A 15,757-nucleotide genomic window follows, 5' to 3' on the forward strand; every position below is an offset into this window, starting at 1 on the left:
GCTCGGTCTTTCGCTGCTATGCTGTCAAGCTCCTATAGATGGCCGGCAGCGCGCTCGGCAATTTCGAGATGTTCGACACGAGGCAAAATCGGATCTGCCGAAGATCGCCGGCAGGTAGTCGCCGGCGCTGCTCGACTGTCACGGCAAAGACCGCCTGTCCTTTCGTGCGTGCTTCCGTGACGGCCTTGCGCCTGCCTTCAAGGGCGAAGCGACCCTCATAGACCTGCGCAATCCAGCTTCGGAAGATGGCGGAAGTTTTCGAAGACCGTGCTTATGTTTCATTGTGCCTGCGCCGACGACCAAACGACCAGTTGCGGCTGCACGAAATTTCGAGCATAGCTGCTCGCCACCGGGTGAAGACGGTCGTCACAAACGATACTCTGTTCCACGAGCCGGGCCGCCGTCAGCTCCAAGACATCGTCACCTGCGTCAGAACCAAAACGACAATCGATGACGTCGTCTTCGAGCGCGAGCGCCACGCCGACCGGTTCCTTAAACCGCCGGAGGAAATGGAACGCGTTTTCCGGCAATACCCGGAGGCGCCCGCCAGGACAATGGAGATCGTCATTCGCTGTCACTTCAGCCTGGTAGAGTTGAGCTACCACTATCCCGAAGAAGCTATCGTCCCGGGAACGGATGCCCAGCAATCGCTGGAGCATTATGTTCGCGAATGCATTCCTAATCGCTATCCCGGTGGGCTGCCAGAGCATGTCGAGAAGATGATCCGACATGAACTCGGGCTCCTCTGTTCTTATTGTCCCGGAATTCTTGATACACAGCCGCAACGAAGAGCATTATTGCGGCAACAAAAGCGATCCAACCGAAAGCAGTCACGCTACGGAACCCACGGAGCTTCGAATTACGCGTTTCACCGAAGACAGTCGTTGCTGCGGTTATAAATGAGAGGACTGCAAGGGCGTATCCCATTGGGTTTCGCTCCGCACAAGATTGCCAGACCGAGTATTCCCCTTGCGTCGACGACTTGAAAATATCATCCAAAACGCCTATAAATCAAAGAGAAGGATGACATTGATGGCATATGAAGTTTTAAAACTTGATGGTCATAAGAGAGCGGCCGCCAAGCAGGCTAGCCGCGACGAGGACGTTCGTCGTGTTGCATCCGGCGAAATCAGCGACCCCGATCTGAAGCGTGAGAACTCCTTCTTCGGCTCCCTAGACAAGTCCAAATTCAGAATGGTGGCAATAGGCGGCAAGCCTATCGCGCGAAAAATGTAGTTCGTGTCGGACGTTGTCGAGCAAGATCATCTAACTCTCAACGAAGTTCACACTGCGACCCAATCATTGTCGGTGGCCAATCGGTCAATATCTGGTCTGAGCTTCTCCAAGGGCGCGACGAAGAGCTGGACAGCTTGGGCACCTTAACCAGCAAAGACCTTGACTTCTTTCACAATAAAGAGGCCGAAAGGGCTCTTGCCGAGAACCTCCAAGACGGGAAGCTCTACATTGCTTCTTTTGACGACCACGGACCAAGTTCATCTGTGGTCGTCGGAAAACTCGGTGACAGAACGGTCCAGATCGATTTCCTTACTAGCGTGAGCGGGGTCGAGGACAAATCTCTCAAGAAGAATTCAGTAAAGTTTACGTATGGGGATGAGGGGGTTTCGGTGACTTTGATGCACCCCCTCGACTGCGTTAGAAGCAGGCTATCGAACATCAATCGCCTTAATCGCCGCGACCAACATTCGCTTAATCAAGCGGTCGCTAGTGTTCGTATCCTGGATTGCTTTATCGATAATGCGCTCACGAACGGCGATACCGTAGGGCACCAAATGGCGACAACCGCTTTAAACGAGATGGAATTCATCCTTCGGGACATGCATATCGGCAAGCCATCAGATGTCCTATTCGACGAAGCGCTTGGCTTTCGCGAGATTATACCGAAGTATCTGAGCGATGAGCGTCTGGATGAACGTTTCCGCGAACGCCAGCTCACCGGGATATTGGCTCGTACCGAAGATCGCTATCGAAAGCGGACCGTAAAGAAGTTCTAATGGCGATGATGGGCCGTCAGGAACATCAAACCAGGCCGGTACGGACCCAGTCTCCGAAGAACCTACGTCCAAGTCTGACTGGAAGGATGGAGCGCAGCGGGCGGCGGTGTCGATATGGCGCTGGCTGTCCAAGGCAGGACGCAATTCGTCGTCGATACAATCATTAATTTCACAGATCACGCCGATTTCACGTGAAAGGCTGCTAATTGACGGCATCAGCAAAATCGTCAAATCCTCCATAAGTACATTCCTGAAGTGCGATCCTTTTTCCGCAGAGAAGGTAGTGGCAAGCAGTGGAACGGTTATCGCGCTCAGCTTAACGCGATAGAGGCTGAACTGGTGGCCAGATACCCAGATCGTGGGCGATACATGTTGCAACTGGCCGTTCAGGATCAGCAAAAACAGTTCGGTGCGTTTGAAAGCCGTGAGTTCGGCTGTCTTCCCTTCGTTGTCCAAAGCGGTGAATTCTCCCATTGACCGACAACAGATGCTGGCGTCATTCGATGGATTGCTCTTGGGGAAAGTTCCTGTTGTCCACCACCATGCCAGATCGTGCGGCTGTTTCCATCGACGCCGACAATAGCGTCAAAGCAAAAGGGAGGTACAGGCGGGGGCGCATGGCGCCACCGCCTGTGAGGGTCTTGCGTTATTGGGTGACTTGGGCGACCTGTGCGAGGTCGGCATCAAGGCGCTTGCGCACCATGTTCGGGAGCTTGGCGGTCTTGATGGCTTCGAGGTTGGCGGGGTTGTCGCCGACCTGGATCAGCGCCACCATGCCCATGGCTGCGTGCGGTGTGCACTTGATGACATAGGCGCCGGGAACGTCGAATTTGGCCTGGTATTGCTCACTCGGCTTGGATTTGAATTCCCCAGCCCCATCCGGAATAAGGCCCTTGTAGGTCTCGGCATTGTGGCTCTTGTCGGTGGGCACGAAGGTAACGGTGTCGCCAGGCGCGATCTTGACGAATCCCGGCTCGAAGACCATCGCGCCGTCAGCGCCCTTGTTGAGCATCTGGATCTGATGGTCGGCGGCCATGAGCGGCGCTGCCGATGCCATCAGAACCGCCGCGGCAGCGATCAGGCCAAATTTCAGACGCATTGCATTTCTCCTATCGTTCGGGGCCGATCTTGGCCTCGACTGCGGTTCTAGGGCATGCACGCGACCCACTCTTTGATGCCCGTCAAATTGGCGGCACCAATTCAACCGATTGGTCGCTCTCCCGATGCGGCTTCGACGACGTGCAGCGAAACGGGCGGGGCAGCAGAGGATGCGGATTTGCGCACACGCAACCCTGACAGGCTCCGACGGACAATCGGATTTCTGGATTCATTGAGAAGGCCAGCGCCCTCGCGTCACCGGGCGTCGATGAGCTCGCGCATTTTCAGGGCGAGGTCGCGGGCCGTATAGGGCTTACGGAGCCATTGCGCGCCGGCGATGACCTCGTTTGCCGCCAGCGCGGGCTCCGAATATCCCGACGTGAAGAGCACGGCGAGGTCAGGCCGTTCAACGCGGGCGGCCCTTGCCAGCTCGTCGCCGGTCATGCCCCCGGGCATAACGATGTCGGTGAACAGAAGCGCGATGTCGGGCTGGTCTTTGAGCAGTTCAAGTGCCCTTCGGCCGTTGTCGGCCTCAAGCACTGAATATCCCATCGCAGCGAGCCTGGCGACCGCAACCCTGCGGACGCGTGCGTCGTCCTCGACCACGAGAACGCGTTCGTCGCCGCCCGGCAAAGGTGATTCGCTTCTTTCGCCAACAGCGGCTTCGTCCCTGGTGCCGGCGCTTGAGAGCGCCGGCAGGTAGATGCGGATCGTTGAACCGCGGCCGACCTCGCTATAGATCTGCAGGTGGCCGCCCGATTGCTTGACGAAGCCGTAGACCATGCTGAGGCCCAGCCCGGTCCCGGATCCGACTTCCTTGGTGGTGAAGAAGGGCTCGATCGCGCGCTTCTTGACCTCCTCGCTCATGCCGCCCCCCGTATCGCTCATGGAGACGAGGACGAAGTTGCCACTGCGAACTTCCGGATACATTTTCGCGTAGTCCGCATCGAGCTGCACGCGTGAGACCTCTGTGGTTAGAGCACCGCCTTTCGGCATGGCGTCGCGTGCATTCAGGGCAATGTTGAGGATCGCGTTCTGCAGCTGGGAACTATCGACCAGCACGTTGAAATCGGACCCCGAAAGAACGGTCGATAATTTGATGTTTTCCCCGAGCGTCCTTCGCAACAGGTCCGAAAAGCCTATGACGAGCTGGCCGAGATCGGCCTGCTTCGGGTTCAGTGGCTGGCGTCTTCCGAAGGCCAGCAACTGGCCCGTGAGCTTTGCCCCGTCTGCGGCGGCATCCTGCGCCTCCCGCAGCATGTCGCGCAGCGGACCTGCCGGGAGCCTGTCCTCGATCATTTCCAGATTGCCGCTGATCACGGTCAGCAGATTGTTGAAATCGTGCGCCAGCCCACCGGTCAACTGACCCACGGCTTCCATCTTCTGGGCCTGGCGAAGATCCTCTTCGATCTTGAACCTGCTGGTCAGATCGCGAACGAAGCCGGTGAAAATCCGTTCGCCGTTTGCCGTCGCCTCGCCGACATGAAGCTCCATCGGAAACTGGGTGCCGTCAGCGCGCCGGCCGGTTACCACGCGTCCGTAACCGATGATCCGCTTCTCGCCCGTCTGCAGATAGTGGTCGATATATCCGTCATGGGCCGCGCGATAGGGTTCGGGCATCAGCTTCTTGACGTTCTGGCCGCAGATCTCGTCGGAAGTGAAGCCGAAGAGCGCCTCGGCTGCCTTGCTGAACGACATGACATTGCCGTTCTGGTCGATGACGACCATGGCATCGGGTACGGTCTCGAGGATGGAAGACAGATGCGCCTCACGCGCCCGTACGGCCTCTTCCGCCCTGCGTAAGGCACTGACGTCGCTGTTTGCCTCGATGATCACGGGATCGCCGTCGGGCAGATTGACGAGCACGCAGCGGGTTGCCACGTATATGTCGTGACCGTTCTTGTGGCGATGCACGACCTCGCCCTGCCAGAAGCCTCGCGTCGTTAAATGTGCGCGTACGGCCTCCATCGGCTCAGGAAAGCGGGTATCGAGCAAGGCGTAGACGGTCTCGCCCACAGCCTCCTCACGAGACCAGCCGTACATGTTCTCGCTGCCGATCGACCAATGGGTGATCGTGCCGTCAAGCCGGTGTACGATGATGTCGGCCCCGTCGAGAACATGCACGATGGCGTCCAGTTCCTGGGGCGATGCGATGCGCGGCGAGATCAGACGATGAGGCATAGACACTCGTTCCGTATTCAGTGGACGCTACTCCTATGGCAGGTTCTATCCGAAAAATCATCCACATTGCCCGATAGTTGGGCGAGCCGGGCAAGATTGACGATGCGCAGATTGTGTCGTCCGTCCGGCGCGACGATTTTCCGCTGAGCGAGCTTGCTGATCGAACGCGATACGGTCTCAATGGTCAGGCCGAGATAATCGGCGATATCCTGCCGGCTCATTGGCACCTCGAGCAGGCCCTGGCGGAGTGAGCCGCTGTCACGGGTCGCAAGCTTCATGAGAAAGGTGCAGAGACGTTCCTCGGCATTTTTCCTGGACAGAAGCACCAACTGATCGTGAGCCGACGCGGTCTCCCTGCAGAGCAGGTTGATATAGGCCGGTCGCAGAAGCTCGGATCGCTCGACCTCTTCCTGGAACTGCTTGCGCGAGAGGCGGCGAATCCTGCAATCCGTCACGGCTTCGGCGGTAAACAGGAAGTCGCCTTGCAGGAACGAGCCGACGACGTCGCCGGGGAAGTGAAAGGCGGTTATGACCCGGCGTCCGTCGCCAATGATGCGATGAAGACGCACGACGCCTTCGGTGATCTGGAACAGATGCCGTGCGGCATTCCCCTCCCAACAGATCGCCTTTCCCGCCTCGATCGCTTCGGTCGCCGACATCTGGAAAAGCGACGACAGGCAATTGCCCTGAACCGCATTCGCGCCAAGATCGACGTTCTCGAATGCCTGGTGGCCTTGCATCAACATCCCAATGATCCCCGTGCCTTGATTGAGTGTGAAGCCAATAGAAAAGGCGTTCGGTCACAGCGGAATGAGCGGACGGTGCCAAAGGGTAAGAAACTGTAACAGTCTGTAACAACGGGCAAAGCCCCGTCCTCGTTGACCTGGATCAAGGAATGGGTGAGCTCTCCATGACAGTCGTTTCTCAAAGTACGAGAAAGGCGATCGCTCTGTGGTCGTCTGCGCACTGGGGACGTCATCATGAACTATACTACGGAAACCATGGTGGTCGCCGTGGCAGCATTCCTGGCACTGCTTGGCGCTGCTTTCGCTCACGACCAACTCTTTTCAATCCACATGGGGATATTGAGCTTTTGCCTTTTTGCGGGAACGCTGCTTCTCGTCAGAAAGGTGGATTTCTCGCCGGCGGGGCGCCTGCCGAAGGGCGATCCCTCGGGCTATTTCGACGAGGTGATTCGCTATGGCTTGATTGCCACCGTGTTTTGGGGCGTCGTCGGCTTCCTCGTCGGCGTTGTCGTTGCGGCGCAGTTGGCCTTCCCGGATCTCAATTTCGCTCCTTATCTGAATTTCGGCAGGCTCCGGCCCGTCCATACCTCGGCGGTCATCTTCGCCTTTGGCGGCAACGCGCTGATCATGACGTCCTTCTACGTCGTCCAGCGCACCTGTCACGCGCGCCTGTTCGGCGGAAGTCTCGCCTGGTTCGTCTTCTGGGGCTACCAGCTGTTCATCGTCATGGCGGCGACCGGCTATGTCCTCGGCATCAACCAGGCGCGCGAATATGCCGAGCCTGAATGGTACGTAGACCTGTGGTTGACCATCGTATGGGTCGCCTATCTCGCCGTCTTCCTCGGCACCATCCTGAAGCGCAAGGAACCACATATCTATGTGGCGAACTGGTTTTACCTCGCCTTCATCGTGACGATCGCCATGCTGCACGTCGTCAACAATCTCGCCGTACCGGCCTCCTTCCTCGGCTCGAAGAGCTATTCTCTGTTTTCAGGCGTTCAGGACGCGCTGACACAGTGGTGGTATGGCCATAACGCCGTCGGCTTCTTCCTGACTGCCGGCTTCCTGGGGATGATGTATTATTTCGTGCCCAAGCAGGCCAATCGTCCCATCTATTCCTACCGGCTGTCGATCATCCACTTCTGGGCTCTGATCTTCATGTATATCTGGGCTGGGCCGCATCATCTGCACTATACCGCCCTACCCGATTGGGCGCAGACGCTGGGCATGGTCTTCTCGGTCATGCTCTGGATGCCCTCCTGGGGCGGTATGATCAACGGTCTGATGACGCTGTCTGGCGCCTGGGACAAGATCCGAACCGATCCCATCATCCGCATGATGGTCGTCGCCATCGCCTTTTACGGCATGTCGACCTTCGAAGGCCCGATGATGTCGGTCAAGGCCGTGAACTCGCTCAGTCACTACACCGAATGGACCATCGGTCACGTCCATTCGGGCGCGCTCGGCTGGGTCGGCATGATCACCTTCGGGGCGATCTACTACATGACGCCGAAGCTGTGGGGCCGCCAACGCCTCTACAGCCTGCGCATGATCAACTGGCACTTCTGGCTCGCAACGCTCGGCATCGTCGTCTATGCCGCGGTCCTGTGGGTCGCCGGCATCCAGCAGGGCCTGATGTGGCGCGAATATAATTCCCAGGGCTTCCTCGTCTATTCCTTCGCCGAAACCGTGGCTGCGATGTTCCCCTATTACGTGCTGCGCACGCTTGGCGGTGGCCTCTACCTGGCCGGCGGCCTCGTGATGGCCTGGAACGTTTTCATGACCATCCGCGGTCATCTGCGCGACGAAGCCGAAATTCCTTCTGCCTATGTGCCGCAGGCACAGGCTGCCGAGTGAGGTGACACATGGCATCAATCCTGGACAAACATCAGATCCTCGAGAAAAACGCGACCCTTCTTCTGGTTGGCTCGCTGCTCGTGGTCAGCATCGGCGGTATCGTCGAGATCGCGCCGCTGTTCTATCTTCAGAACACGATCGAGAAGGTGGAGGGAATGCGTCCCTATACGCCGCTCGAGCTGGCAGGCCGCAACGTCTACATCCGCGAGGGCTGCTATCTCTGCCACAGCCAGATGATCAGGCCGTTCCGCGACGAGGTGGAGCGCTACGGCCACTACTCGCTGGCTGCCGAATCCATGTACGACCATCCCTTCCAATGGGGTTCCAAACGCACCGGTCCGGATCTGGCACGCGTGGGCGGCCGCTATTCCAACGAGTGGCATGTCCAGCACCTGTCGAACCCGCGGGCCGTCGTGCCGGAATCGATCATGCCGAGCTATGCCTTCCTTAGCGCGCGCGAGGTCACCGTCAAGGATGTCGGCATGGACCTTAAAGCAAATGTGGATGTCGGCGTGCCCTACAGCGACGACATGATCGCCAATGCCGAGGCGGACATGAAGGTGCAGGCCGACCCGAATGCCGATACGACCGCGCTTCTCGCGCGCTATCCCAAGGCCAAGGTTGGCGACTTCGACGGTGATCCTTCGAAGCTCACCGAGATGGACGCCCTGGTGGCCTATCTGCAGATGCTCGGCACGCTCGTCGACTTCTCGACCTATGACGACGCCACCGGCTACCGATGAGGGGAAACATGGAAACCTACACCGCAATGCGGCACTTCGCCGACAGCTGGGGTCTCCTGGCAATGACGGCCTTCTTCGTCGGAGCAGTGATTTTTACGCTCCGTCCCGGCGGCAAGCAGGCTGCCAAGGACGCGGCCAACATTCCCCTGAAGGATGATTGAGATGTCGGAAAAACACATCGATGAAATCAGCGGCGTCGAGACGACCGGCCATGAATGGGATGGCATCCGTGAACTGAACAATCCAATGCCCCGGTGGTGGGTCTGGACTTTCTACGCGACGATTCTGTGGGCGATGGGCTATGCCATCGCCTATCCGGCCATACCGATGATCACATCGGCTACGAAGGGCTATTTCGGCTTTTCCAGCCGTGCCGAGCTGCAGCAGGATCTTGACCTGGCCAAGGCGTCGCAGACGAAGTTCCACGACATGATCGCCGCCAAGACCGTGCAGGAAATCGATGCCGATCCCGGCCTTCGCGAATTCGCGATCGCCGGCGGCGCCTCCGCCTTTAAGGTCAACTGTGCTCCGTGCCACGGTTCGGGTGCAAGTGGCGGACCGGGTTTTCCCAACCTCAACGACGACGACTGGCTCTGGGGCGGCGACCTTGATTCCATCCAGACGACGATTGCCCACGGCATCCGCTTCGACGGTGACACAGACACACATGTCTCCGAAATGCCGGCCTTCGTCGACATGCTCGACAAGGATCAGATACGGCAGGTCGCAGCCTATGTCTGGAGCCTGACGAACAAGCCATCAAACGAAGCCCTCGTGGAACCCGGCAAGCAGCTGTTCATCGACAATTGTGCAGCTTGTCACGGCGAGGATGCCAAGGGCAAGCCGGATATGGGCGCGCCTGATCTTGCCGATGCCATCTGGCTTAAGGGCAGGGGCGAGGACGCCATCGCTCGCCAGGTCGCGGCTCCGAAGCATGGTGTCATGCCGGCCTGGTCCGTGCGCCTCGGAGACACCACCGTCAAGGAGCTCACCGTCTTCGTCCATGCGCTTGGCGGCGGCAAATGAGGGGCGGGCACGATGACGAACCATGACCATAATGCCCTCCTTGAGCTTTACGGCACGCCACGCGCGGTGATCCACTCGCGTGTATCGATACGGGCAAGGGCCGCCCCACCGGCCTGTGAGCAGGAAGATCCCGCAAGGATCGGCAGTTCGATCGTAAGCTTGATCTGCCTCAAAGATCACAACCCGACGAGCCGCTAGATCTGCAAACGAGGACGTCCCAGCGGCTTCTCCCCGTTGTCCTCTACGGCCGTGCCCCTCTCCCGGGCGCGGCCTTTTCTCCTTGCTCAAACGCAAAGAACGACTGAACGCAATTGCCTATGCCTATCGGTTGCCCGGCTCCTTCAGGGCTGCATCTCCTGCCCGGGCAAGGCCTTCTCCCCGCGGACCCACGTTCTTGACATGAATCAAGGATCGCGTGTCGGAAACGGAGGAGAAGGGCAGTCACAAACCGGAACAGGCCCATGAACCTCTACACAGCACCCGATCCCGAATCAGTGGAACGCGTCAACGCGGAACCGGTCAACGCCCGCCGCAACCGTCAGCCGCTTTATGCAGCGCGCAAGAAGGTCTTCCCCAAACGGGCCGAAGGACGTTTCCGACGCTTCAAATGGATCGTGATGCTGATCACGCTGGCGATTTACTATCTTGCACCCTGGATCCGCTGGGATCGCGGACCCTATGCGCCCGACCAGGCGATCCTGATCGACCTGTCGTCGCGTCGTTTCTTCTTCTTCTTCATCGAGATCTGGCCGCAGGAATTCTACTATGTTGCCGGATTGCTGGTCATGGCGGGCTTCGGGCTGTTTCTGGTCACCTCGGCCGTTGGCCGCGCATGGTGCGGTTATGCCTGTCCACAGACGGTCTGGGTCGATCTCTTTCTCGTCGTCGAGCGTGCCATCGAAGGCGATCGCAATGCGAGAATGAAGCTCGACGCCGGACCGTGGACGTTCGACAAGCTCCGCAAGCGCCTGCTCAAGCATGCGATCTGGCTTGTTATCGGCGTCTTCACCGGCGGTGCCTGGGTGTTCTATTTCGCCGATGCGCCGACCCTCATCAAAGGGCTCTTCACCGGCCAGGCTCCGGCTGTCGCTTATGCCACAGTGGCTATTCTGACAGCGACCACCTACGTTTTCGGCGGGCTCCTGCGCGAACAGGTCTGCACCTATATGTGCCCCTGGCCGCGCATCCAGGGCGCCATGCTCGACGAGAACTCGCTGGTCGTGACCTATAATGACTGGCGCGGAGAACAGCGCTCGCGCCATGCCAAGAAGACGCAGGCGGAGGGACAGGCCGTTGGCGACTGTGTCGACTGCAATGCCTGCGTTGCGGTCTGTCCGATGGGCATCGATATCCGCGATGGCCAGCAGTTGGAGTGCATCACCTGCGCGCTCTGCATCGATGCGTGCGACAACGTCATGGACAAGATCGGCAAGCCGCGCGGCCTGATCGCCTATGCGACGCTCAGCGAATATGCGAGCAATATGAACATCGCCACGGACGGGGGTAAGACATCCGTCCAGCCGGCACGCGTCAGAAATCCGGACGGTTCCTTTATCGACGGCATTCGGCATTTCGACTGGCGCATCATCTTCCGGCCGCGCCTCGTCTTCTATGCAACTATCTGGACCTGCATCGGCATTGCCATGCTCGTGCACCTGTCGATCCGCGAACGGCTGGAGCTCAATGTCATCCATGACCGCAATCCGCAATATGTGCTGGAAAGCGACGGATCGATCCGCAACGGATACACGCTGCGCGTCCTCAACATGGTTCCCAAACCGCGCACGATCGAACTGACCCTGTCGGGCATCGACGGCGCGACGATGCGGATTCCTGAACTCGGCAAGGAGGAAGGACGTCGGTTTATGATCGACGCCGCGCCTGACGCTGCCACGACCCTCAAGGTATTCGTCACCCGCAAGCCGACGGGCGATGCCGTCAACGAGTTCCTCTTTTCGATCGAAGATGCCGACCATGCCGATCGCGCGACCTATCGAGCTGCATTCAACGCCCCAGGAGATGTCAGATGAGCACCCGTACGCAAGGATTTACCGGCACGCATATGCTGCTGGCGACGTGTGCCTTTTTCGGCGTCATTATTGCCGTCAACTTTACGATGGCCTGGTACGCTTCGTCGAGCTGGAGCGGGCTCGTGGTCGAAAACACCTATGTCGCCAGCCAGGAATTCAATGAGAAGGCCGCCGCCATGAAGGCGATGGCTGCCTCCGGGATCACCGGCAAGCTCTCGCTGAAGAGCGATGAAATCCACTACGATATCACCAACAGAGACGGTTCGCCGGCCGCTGTCGACGACATCGTGGCCAATTTCAAACGGCCGGTCGGCGATCACGAGGATTTTCGCGTTGCCCTGACCAAACTCTCTGAGGGGCGGTTCGAGGCAGGTCATGCGATCGCGGCAGGGGACTGGATCGTCGAGGTGACCTCGCGCCGCAGCGGCGAAATCGTCATGCACGAGGCCGTGCGCATCGACACTGCGGAGTTTGGCCAATGACCTGCTGCACCATGAATGCGGACGGCGTGCTGGCAATGAGTACGACCTCCTTCAGCGCCGAGGAGATCGGCCTTGCCAGCCACGCGCTCGGCGGTGGCCTTCGTCAGCTCGATCTCAGCGTGCCTGATGTCCATTGCGGCGCCTGCATATCGACCATTGAGCGGGCCTTGTCGGCTTTGCCCTACGTGCGAAAGGCCAGAGTGAACCTCACCTCGAGGCGCGTGAGCTGCGTCTATGCCGAGGAGATGGACAACAAAGCGGTTGATCCTACGGGCATTACCACCGCAATCAGCGCGACCGGATACAGGGTTCATCTCTTCGCGCCGCTTGCACCGGAAAACGACAAGACAAAAAACCAGCTTCTCCTTGCGGTCGGGGTTGCGGGTTTTGCCGCTGCAAACATCATGCTGCTGTCGGTATCCGTCTGGTCCGGTGCGGATGCCGCGACGCGTGACATGTTCCATTGGATCTCGGCAATGATCGCCGCGCCTGCCCTTATCTATTCGGGCCGGTTCTTCTTTCGGTCGGCCTGGAACGCGTTGAAAAGCGGACGCACGAACATGGATGTGCCGATCTCACTTGCTGTGACGCTCTCTTATGCCGTTTCGCTCTGGGAGACGATGCATCACGGCGAGCACGCCTGGTTCGACGCGACCGTATCGCTGCTGTTCTTCCTGCTGATCGGCCGCACCCTCGACCACATCATGCGTGAGAAGGCGCGCGCAGCGATCAACGGGCTGGCGCGGCTTGCCCCGCGAGGAGCGCTGGTGGTAGCGGCCGACGGATCGAGACGTTACGTGGCAATAGAGGAAATTGTCGTCGGGGACGAGATTGCTGTGGCGGCCGGCGACCGCATTCCCGTCGACGGTATCGTCGCCAGCGGCGAGAGCGATCTCGACCTGTCGATCGTGACCGGTGAGAGCCGTCCGGTCGCCGTCAATCCCGGCACGGAAATCCATTCTGGGGCAATGAACCTGACAGGCTCGCTCACCGTGCGCGCAACCAAGCTCGCGCGCAACTCTCTGCTTGCCGAGATCATCGGCCTCATGGAGGCCGCCGAAGGCGGACGGGCGCGCTACCGGCGGATCGCCGACAGGGCTGCGGCACTCTATTCGCCCGCCGTGCACCTGCTTGCGCTGGTGTCGTTTCTGGCTTGGGGGATCATCGGCGGAGACTGGAAGCAAGCGATGCTCGTCGGCGTTGCCGTGCTCATCATTACTTGCCCATGCGCTCTTGGGCTCGCCGTTCCGGTCGTACAGGTCGTGGCAGCCGGCGAGCTCTTTCGCAGGGGCGTCATGGTCAAGGACGGTTCTGCGCTCGAGCGGCTTGCCGAGATCGATGCCGTCGCCTTCGACAAGACGGGGACGCTGACGCTTGGACAACCGAGGCTCGTACGGACCGAGGCCGACAATATCGGGAGCATTGCGATCGCCGCGGCACTTGCACAGCATTCCAGGCATCCGCTCTCGCAGTCGCTTTCCCGCCATGCTGATCTAGCCGAGCAATTCGAGCGTGTGGTGGAGGTCGCTGGCGGCGGTCTTGAAGCCGCGCGTGGGGATCTCGTCTACAGGCTCGGAAACGCATCCTTCGCCTGCGGCAAGGCCGAGACCGCGACATCAGACAGTCCGCTTTCCGAAGTCGTGCTTTCGGCAAACGGGGTGGCGCTGGCACGCTTCTTCTTCGATGATACGCTTCGTCCGGGAGCTGGCGAAGCGGTCGCCGATCTGGAGTCGGCCGGTCTCCAGACGCTGATTTTTTCGGGGGATCGCCAATCTGTCGTCGACAGTACGGCACGCAGCCTCGGCGTCGATCGCGCCCTTGGCGCACTGACCCCGAAACAGAAGGTGGAAGCCTGCGAAGCTTTGCAGGAAGAGGGGCGCCGCGTTCTGATGGTCGGCGACGGCATCAATGATGCCCCTGCGCTGGCCGCAGCCCATGTCTCGATGGCGCCATCCAGCGCTTCCGACATCGGGCGCCAGGCGGCCGACCTCGTCTTCTTCAACGAGAGGCTCGATGCAGTACCCGACGCAATCCAGATCGCCCGGCGCTCGGCTGCTCTCATCCGGCAGAATTTCGCGCTGGCGATCGGCTACAACATCCTTGCCGTGCCGATAGCGATCGCCGGCCTTGCGACCCCGCTGATCGCCGCCGTGGCGATGTCGACCTCTTCGATCATCGTCGTCACCAACGCCCTGCGTCTGAACGCCTTTACAGCGCGAAGGACTCTCCTGACGGCTTCGCAGAGACCGATCCGTAATCAGGAGGTCGAAGCCGCATGAACATGCTCATCTATCTGATCCCGATCGCGCTTTTCATGGGCGGCCTCGGGCTGGCGGCATTCCTCTGGTCCCTGAAAAGCGGTCAGTATGATGATCTGGAGGGCGCTTCCTGGCGGGTGATTGCCGACGATGATTCCGATCCGACCGCGACGTGATCACGTCAGCCGGGAAAAAGATGTTCTTCCACAATGAAGGGCGTTTACGGTCATACCATGTCTCATGGGCTGAGCGAGGATGCTGCAGGATGACTTGCCGCCGTCGCACGGTGCGGGGTCTGCGCGAAGGGCTCAACGGTCAGCATCAAAAATGTCATTCTGCTGCACGAGGTCTGTTAGCGACGATCACGCGGCCTTCCGAAGCTATGCTGACGGACGCTATCGTGGTGAAGCTCGCCAGGCGAGCCGGTCATCATAAGGTTTCTTTGGGAACTATCGTATAAGGCGCTGAGAGCGGTGGCGCTGGCCGAATTCCTGCGCTATCTCATTGCAGGTCGAAACCGAGCTCAATGAGAACAATGGAACCGGACCGTATTCTGGTGGTCGATGACGACGTGCGGATCAGGCAGATGCTGGTGCGTTACTTCGAAGACAACGGATTTAAGGTGAACGCGGTCGCGAACGGCGCGGCGATGCGTTCCGAACTTGCCAAGAACTCATACGCGGCAATTTTTCTCGATCTGGTGCTCCCGAACGGCGAGAATGGTCTCGAGTTGCTTCGGGAGCTTCGAAGCACATCCGACGTGCCGGTTCTCATGCTGACCGGTCAGGACGATGTCACGGACAAGGTCGTCGGCCTTGAGATCGGCGCCGATGATTACATCGCCAAGCCCTTTCACCTGAGGGAGCTGCTGGCCCGTCTCAGGACAATTCTGCGACGTCGCACGTCCTCGGACGCCACCCGCGCCTCCAATGGAGAAGACGAAACGCTCGCCTTCGAAGGCTGGTGCCTCGATGTGTCTCGGAGACGATTGACCTCACCCCAGGGCGACGACGTTGCCTTGACGACGGGCGAGTTCGACATGCTGCTCGTGTTCGTGCGCAATCCCGGAAGAGTTCTTTCGCGCGACACCCTCATGGATCTGACGAGAAACCGCAATCTCGAAGCCTTCGATCGCGCAATCGACGCCCAGATCGTCCGTTTGCGCAAGAAGATCGAGGATGATCCAAAGAGCCCGGATCTCATCCAGTCGGTGCGCGGCGTCGGTTATGTCTTCACTGGGCGACCGGAACGAACACCGAAATAATTGATCCTCGTCAATGTCCGGTCCGCTGCTGCGGCTATGTGTTGAGCCATTATGGCTGCA

Annotated in this window: 15 protein-coding genes and 2 pseudogenes; 12 read left to right on the top strand and 5 right to left on the bottom strand. The window is 59.4% G+C overall.

Annotation, left to right across the window (positions count from 1 at the left end):
* Nucleotides 1-16: 16 nt before the first annotated feature.
* A pseudogene (locus tag ACK9YZ_RS23620) lies at nucleotides 17-220 on the bottom strand (protein norD); the annotation flags it as partial.
* Between the two features lies 1 nt (nucleotide 221).
* Between ACK9YZ_RS23620 and ACK9YZ_RS23625 the strand changes: the two are divergent.
* Nucleotides 222-770: pseudogene (locus tag ACK9YZ_RS23625) on the top strand (hypothetical protein); the annotation flags it as partial.
* Nucleotides 771-1,032: 262 nt separating this feature from the next.
* Nucleotides 1,033-1,236: a hypothetical protein gene (locus tag ACK9YZ_RS23630; protein ID WP_416067800.1), complete on the top strand. Its 204-nt coding sequence runs from the start codon at nucleotides 1,033-1,035 to the stop codon at nucleotides 1,234-1,236.
* A 626-nt stretch (nucleotides 1,237-1,862) separates the two neighbouring features.
* On the opposite strand, the gene ACK9YZ_RS23635 is transcribed toward ACK9YZ_RS23630, so the two are convergent.
* From ACK9YZ_RS23635 to ACK9YZ_RS23650, 4 genes are all read right to left on the bottom strand, one after another.
* Entirely contained in the window at nucleotides 1,863-2,486 is a 624-nt protein-coding gene (locus tag ACK9YZ_RS23635) for a hypothetical protein (RefSeq protein ID WP_416067801.1), read from the bottom strand.
* A 172-nt stretch (nucleotides 2,487-2,658) separates the two neighbouring features.
* Nucleotides 2,659-3,111 (bottom strand): pseudoazurin, encoded by a 453-nt coding sequence (locus ACK9YZ_RS23640; RefSeq protein ID WP_216759420.1) that lies wholly within the window; start codon nucleotides 3,109-3,111, stop codon nucleotides 2,659-2,661.
* A gap of 254 nt (nucleotides 3,112-3,365) precedes the next feature.
* Nucleotides 3,366-5,291, bottom strand: coding sequence for a PAS domain S-box protein (locus ACK9YZ_RS23645; RefSeq protein ID WP_416067802.1), 1,926 nt, complete (start codon nucleotides 5,289-5,291; stop codon nucleotides 3,366-3,368).
* A gap of 17 nt (nucleotides 5,292-5,308) precedes the next feature.
* Nucleotides 5,309-6,037: a Crp/Fnr family transcriptional regulator gene (locus ACK9YZ_RS23650; protein WP_416067803.1), complete on the bottom strand. Its 729-nt coding sequence runs from the start codon at nucleotides 6,035-6,037 to the stop codon at nucleotides 5,309-5,311.
* Between the two features lie 234 nt (nucleotides 6,038-6,271).
* On the opposite strand from ACK9YZ_RS23650, the gene ccoN reads away from it, so the two are divergent.
* The 10 genes from ccoN (at nucleotide 6,272) to ACK9YZ_RS23700 (ending at nucleotide 15,697) form a co-directional block, all read left to right on the top strand.
* A complete protein-coding gene (gene ccoN, locus ACK9YZ_RS23655; RefSeq protein ID WP_216759417.1) occupies nucleotides 6,272-7,894 on the top strand; it encodes a cytochrome-c oxidase, cbb3-type subunit I in 1,623 nt (540 codons plus the stop codon).
* Nucleotides 7,895-7,902: 8 nt separating this feature from the next.
* Complete coding sequence (gene ccoO, locus ACK9YZ_RS23660; RefSeq protein ID WP_216759416.1) at nucleotides 7,903-8,637, top strand: cytochrome-c oxidase, cbb3-type subunit II; 735 nt, start codon at nucleotides 7,903-7,905, stop codon at nucleotides 8,635-8,637.
* An 8-nt stretch (nucleotides 8,638-8,645) separates the two neighbouring features.
* Nucleotides 8,646-8,798, top strand: a complete 153-nt coding sequence (locus ACK9YZ_RS23665; RefSeq protein ID WP_216759415.1) for a cbb3-type cytochrome c oxidase subunit 3 — start codon at nucleotides 8,646-8,648, stop codon at nucleotides 8,796-8,798.
* Between the two features lies 1 nt (nucleotide 8,799).
* Nucleotides 8,800-9,663, top strand: a complete 864-nt coding sequence (ccoP, locus tag ACK9YZ_RS23670) for a cytochrome-c oxidase, cbb3-type subunit III (protein ID WP_216759414.1) — start codon at nucleotides 8,800-8,802, stop codon at nucleotides 9,661-9,663.
* A 12-nt stretch (nucleotides 9,664-9,675) separates the two neighbouring features.
* The gene (locus ACK9YZ_RS23675) at nucleotides 9,676-9,861 is read left to right on the top strand and encodes a hypothetical protein (protein WP_416067804.1); all 186 of its coding nucleotides are present in this window, start codon (nucleotides 9,676-9,678) and stop codon (nucleotides 9,859-9,861) included.
* A gap of 263 nt (nucleotides 9,862-10,124) precedes the next feature.
* Nucleotides 10,125-11,693, top strand: coding sequence for a cytochrome c oxidase accessory protein CcoG (gene ccoG, locus ACK9YZ_RS23680; RefSeq protein ID WP_416067805.1), 1,569 nt, complete (start codon nucleotides 10,125-10,127; stop codon nucleotides 11,691-11,693).
* Complete coding sequence (locus tag ACK9YZ_RS23685) at nucleotides 11,690-12,175, top strand: FixH family protein (RefSeq protein WP_416067806.1); 486 nt, start codon at nucleotides 11,690-11,692, stop codon at nucleotides 12,173-12,175. The genes ccoG and ACK9YZ_RS23685 overlap by 4 nt, the downstream gene beginning before the upstream one ends.
* Nucleotides 12,172-14,454 (top strand): cation-translocating P-type ATPase, encoded by a 2,283-nt coding sequence (locus ACK9YZ_RS23690; protein ID WP_416067807.1) that lies wholly within the window; start codon nucleotides 12,172-12,174, stop codon nucleotides 14,452-14,454. The genes ACK9YZ_RS23685 and ACK9YZ_RS23690 overlap by 4 nt, the downstream gene beginning before the upstream one ends.
* Complete coding sequence (ccoS, locus tag ACK9YZ_RS23695) at nucleotides 14,451-14,609, top strand: cbb3-type cytochrome oxidase assembly protein CcoS (RefSeq protein WP_007823792.1); 159 nt, start codon at nucleotides 14,451-14,453, stop codon at nucleotides 14,607-14,609. Before ACK9YZ_RS23690 ends, ccoS begins: the two co-directional genes overlap by 4 nt.
* Before the next feature lie 359 nt (nucleotides 14,610-14,968).
* On the top strand, nucleotides 14,969-15,697 hold the full coding sequence (locus ACK9YZ_RS23700; protein WP_416068489.1) for a response regulator: 729 nt from the start codon (nucleotides 14,969-14,971) through the stop codon (nucleotides 15,695-15,697).
* Nucleotides 15,698-15,757 lie beyond the last annotated feature (60 nt).

The sequence above is a fragment of the Rhizobium sp. ZK1 genome, from assembly GCF_047782645.1.
GTDB lineage: Bacteria > Pseudomonadota > Alphaproteobacteria > Rhizobiales > Rhizobiaceae > Rhizobium.

Bases quoted from the DNA above. Each gene is read 5' to 3' on its own strand.
- ccoO (WP_216759416.1), top strand. From the start codon at position 7,903: ATGGCATCAATCCTGGACAAACATCAGATCCTCGAGAAAAACGCGACC.
- ACK9YZ_RS23630 (WP_416067800.1), top strand. From the start codon at position 1,033: ATGGCATATGAAGTTTTAAAACTTGATGGTCATAAGAGAGCGGCCGCC.
- ACK9YZ_RS23700 (WP_416068489.1), top strand. From the start codon at position 14,969: ATGGAACCGGACCGTATTCTGGTGGTCGATGACGACGTGCGGATCAGG.
- ACK9YZ_RS23675 (WP_416067804.1), top strand. From the start codon at position 9,676: ATGACGAACCATGACCATAATGCCCTCCTTGAGCTTTACGGCACGCCA.
- ccoN (WP_216759417.1), top strand. From the start codon at position 6,272: ATGAACTATACTACGGAAACCATGGTGGTCGCCGTGGCAGCATTCCTG.
- ACK9YZ_RS23665 (WP_216759415.1), top strand. From the start codon at position 8,646: ATGGAAACCTACACCGCAATGCGGCACTTCGCCGACAGCTGGGGTCTC.
- ACK9YZ_RS23640 (WP_216759420.1), bottom strand. From the start codon at position 3,111: ATGCGTCTGAAATTTGGCCTGATCGCTGCCGCGGCGGTTCTGATGGCA.
- ccoS (WP_007823792.1), top strand. From the start codon at position 14,451: ATGAACATGCTCATCTATCTGATCCCGATCGCGCTTTTCATGGGCGGC.
- ccoP (WP_216759414.1), top strand. From the start codon at position 8,800: ATGTCGGAAAAACACATCGATGAAATCAGCGGCGTCGAGACGACCGGC.
- ACK9YZ_RS23690 (WP_416067807.1), top strand. From the start codon at position 12,172: ATGACCTGCTGCACCATGAATGCGGACGGCGTGCTGGCAATGAGTACG.
- ACK9YZ_RS23635 (WP_416067801.1), bottom strand. From the start codon at position 2,486: ATGGGAGAATTCACCGCTTTGGACAACGAAGGGAAGACAGCCGAACTC.
- ACK9YZ_RS23650 (WP_416067803.1), bottom strand. From the start codon at position 6,037: ATGTTGATGCAAGGCCACCAGGCATTCGAGAACGTCGATCTTGGCGCG.
- ACK9YZ_RS23645 (WP_416067802.1), bottom strand. From the start codon at position 5,291: ATGCCTCATCGTCTGATCTCGCCGCGCATCGCATCGCCCCAGGAACTG.
- ccoG (WP_416067805.1), top strand. From the start codon at position 10,125: ATGAACCTCTACACAGCACCCGATCCCGAATCAGTGGAACGCGTCAAC.
- ACK9YZ_RS23685 (WP_416067806.1), top strand. From the start codon at position 11,690: ATGAGCACCCGTACGCAAGGATTTACCGGCACGCATATGCTGCTGGCG.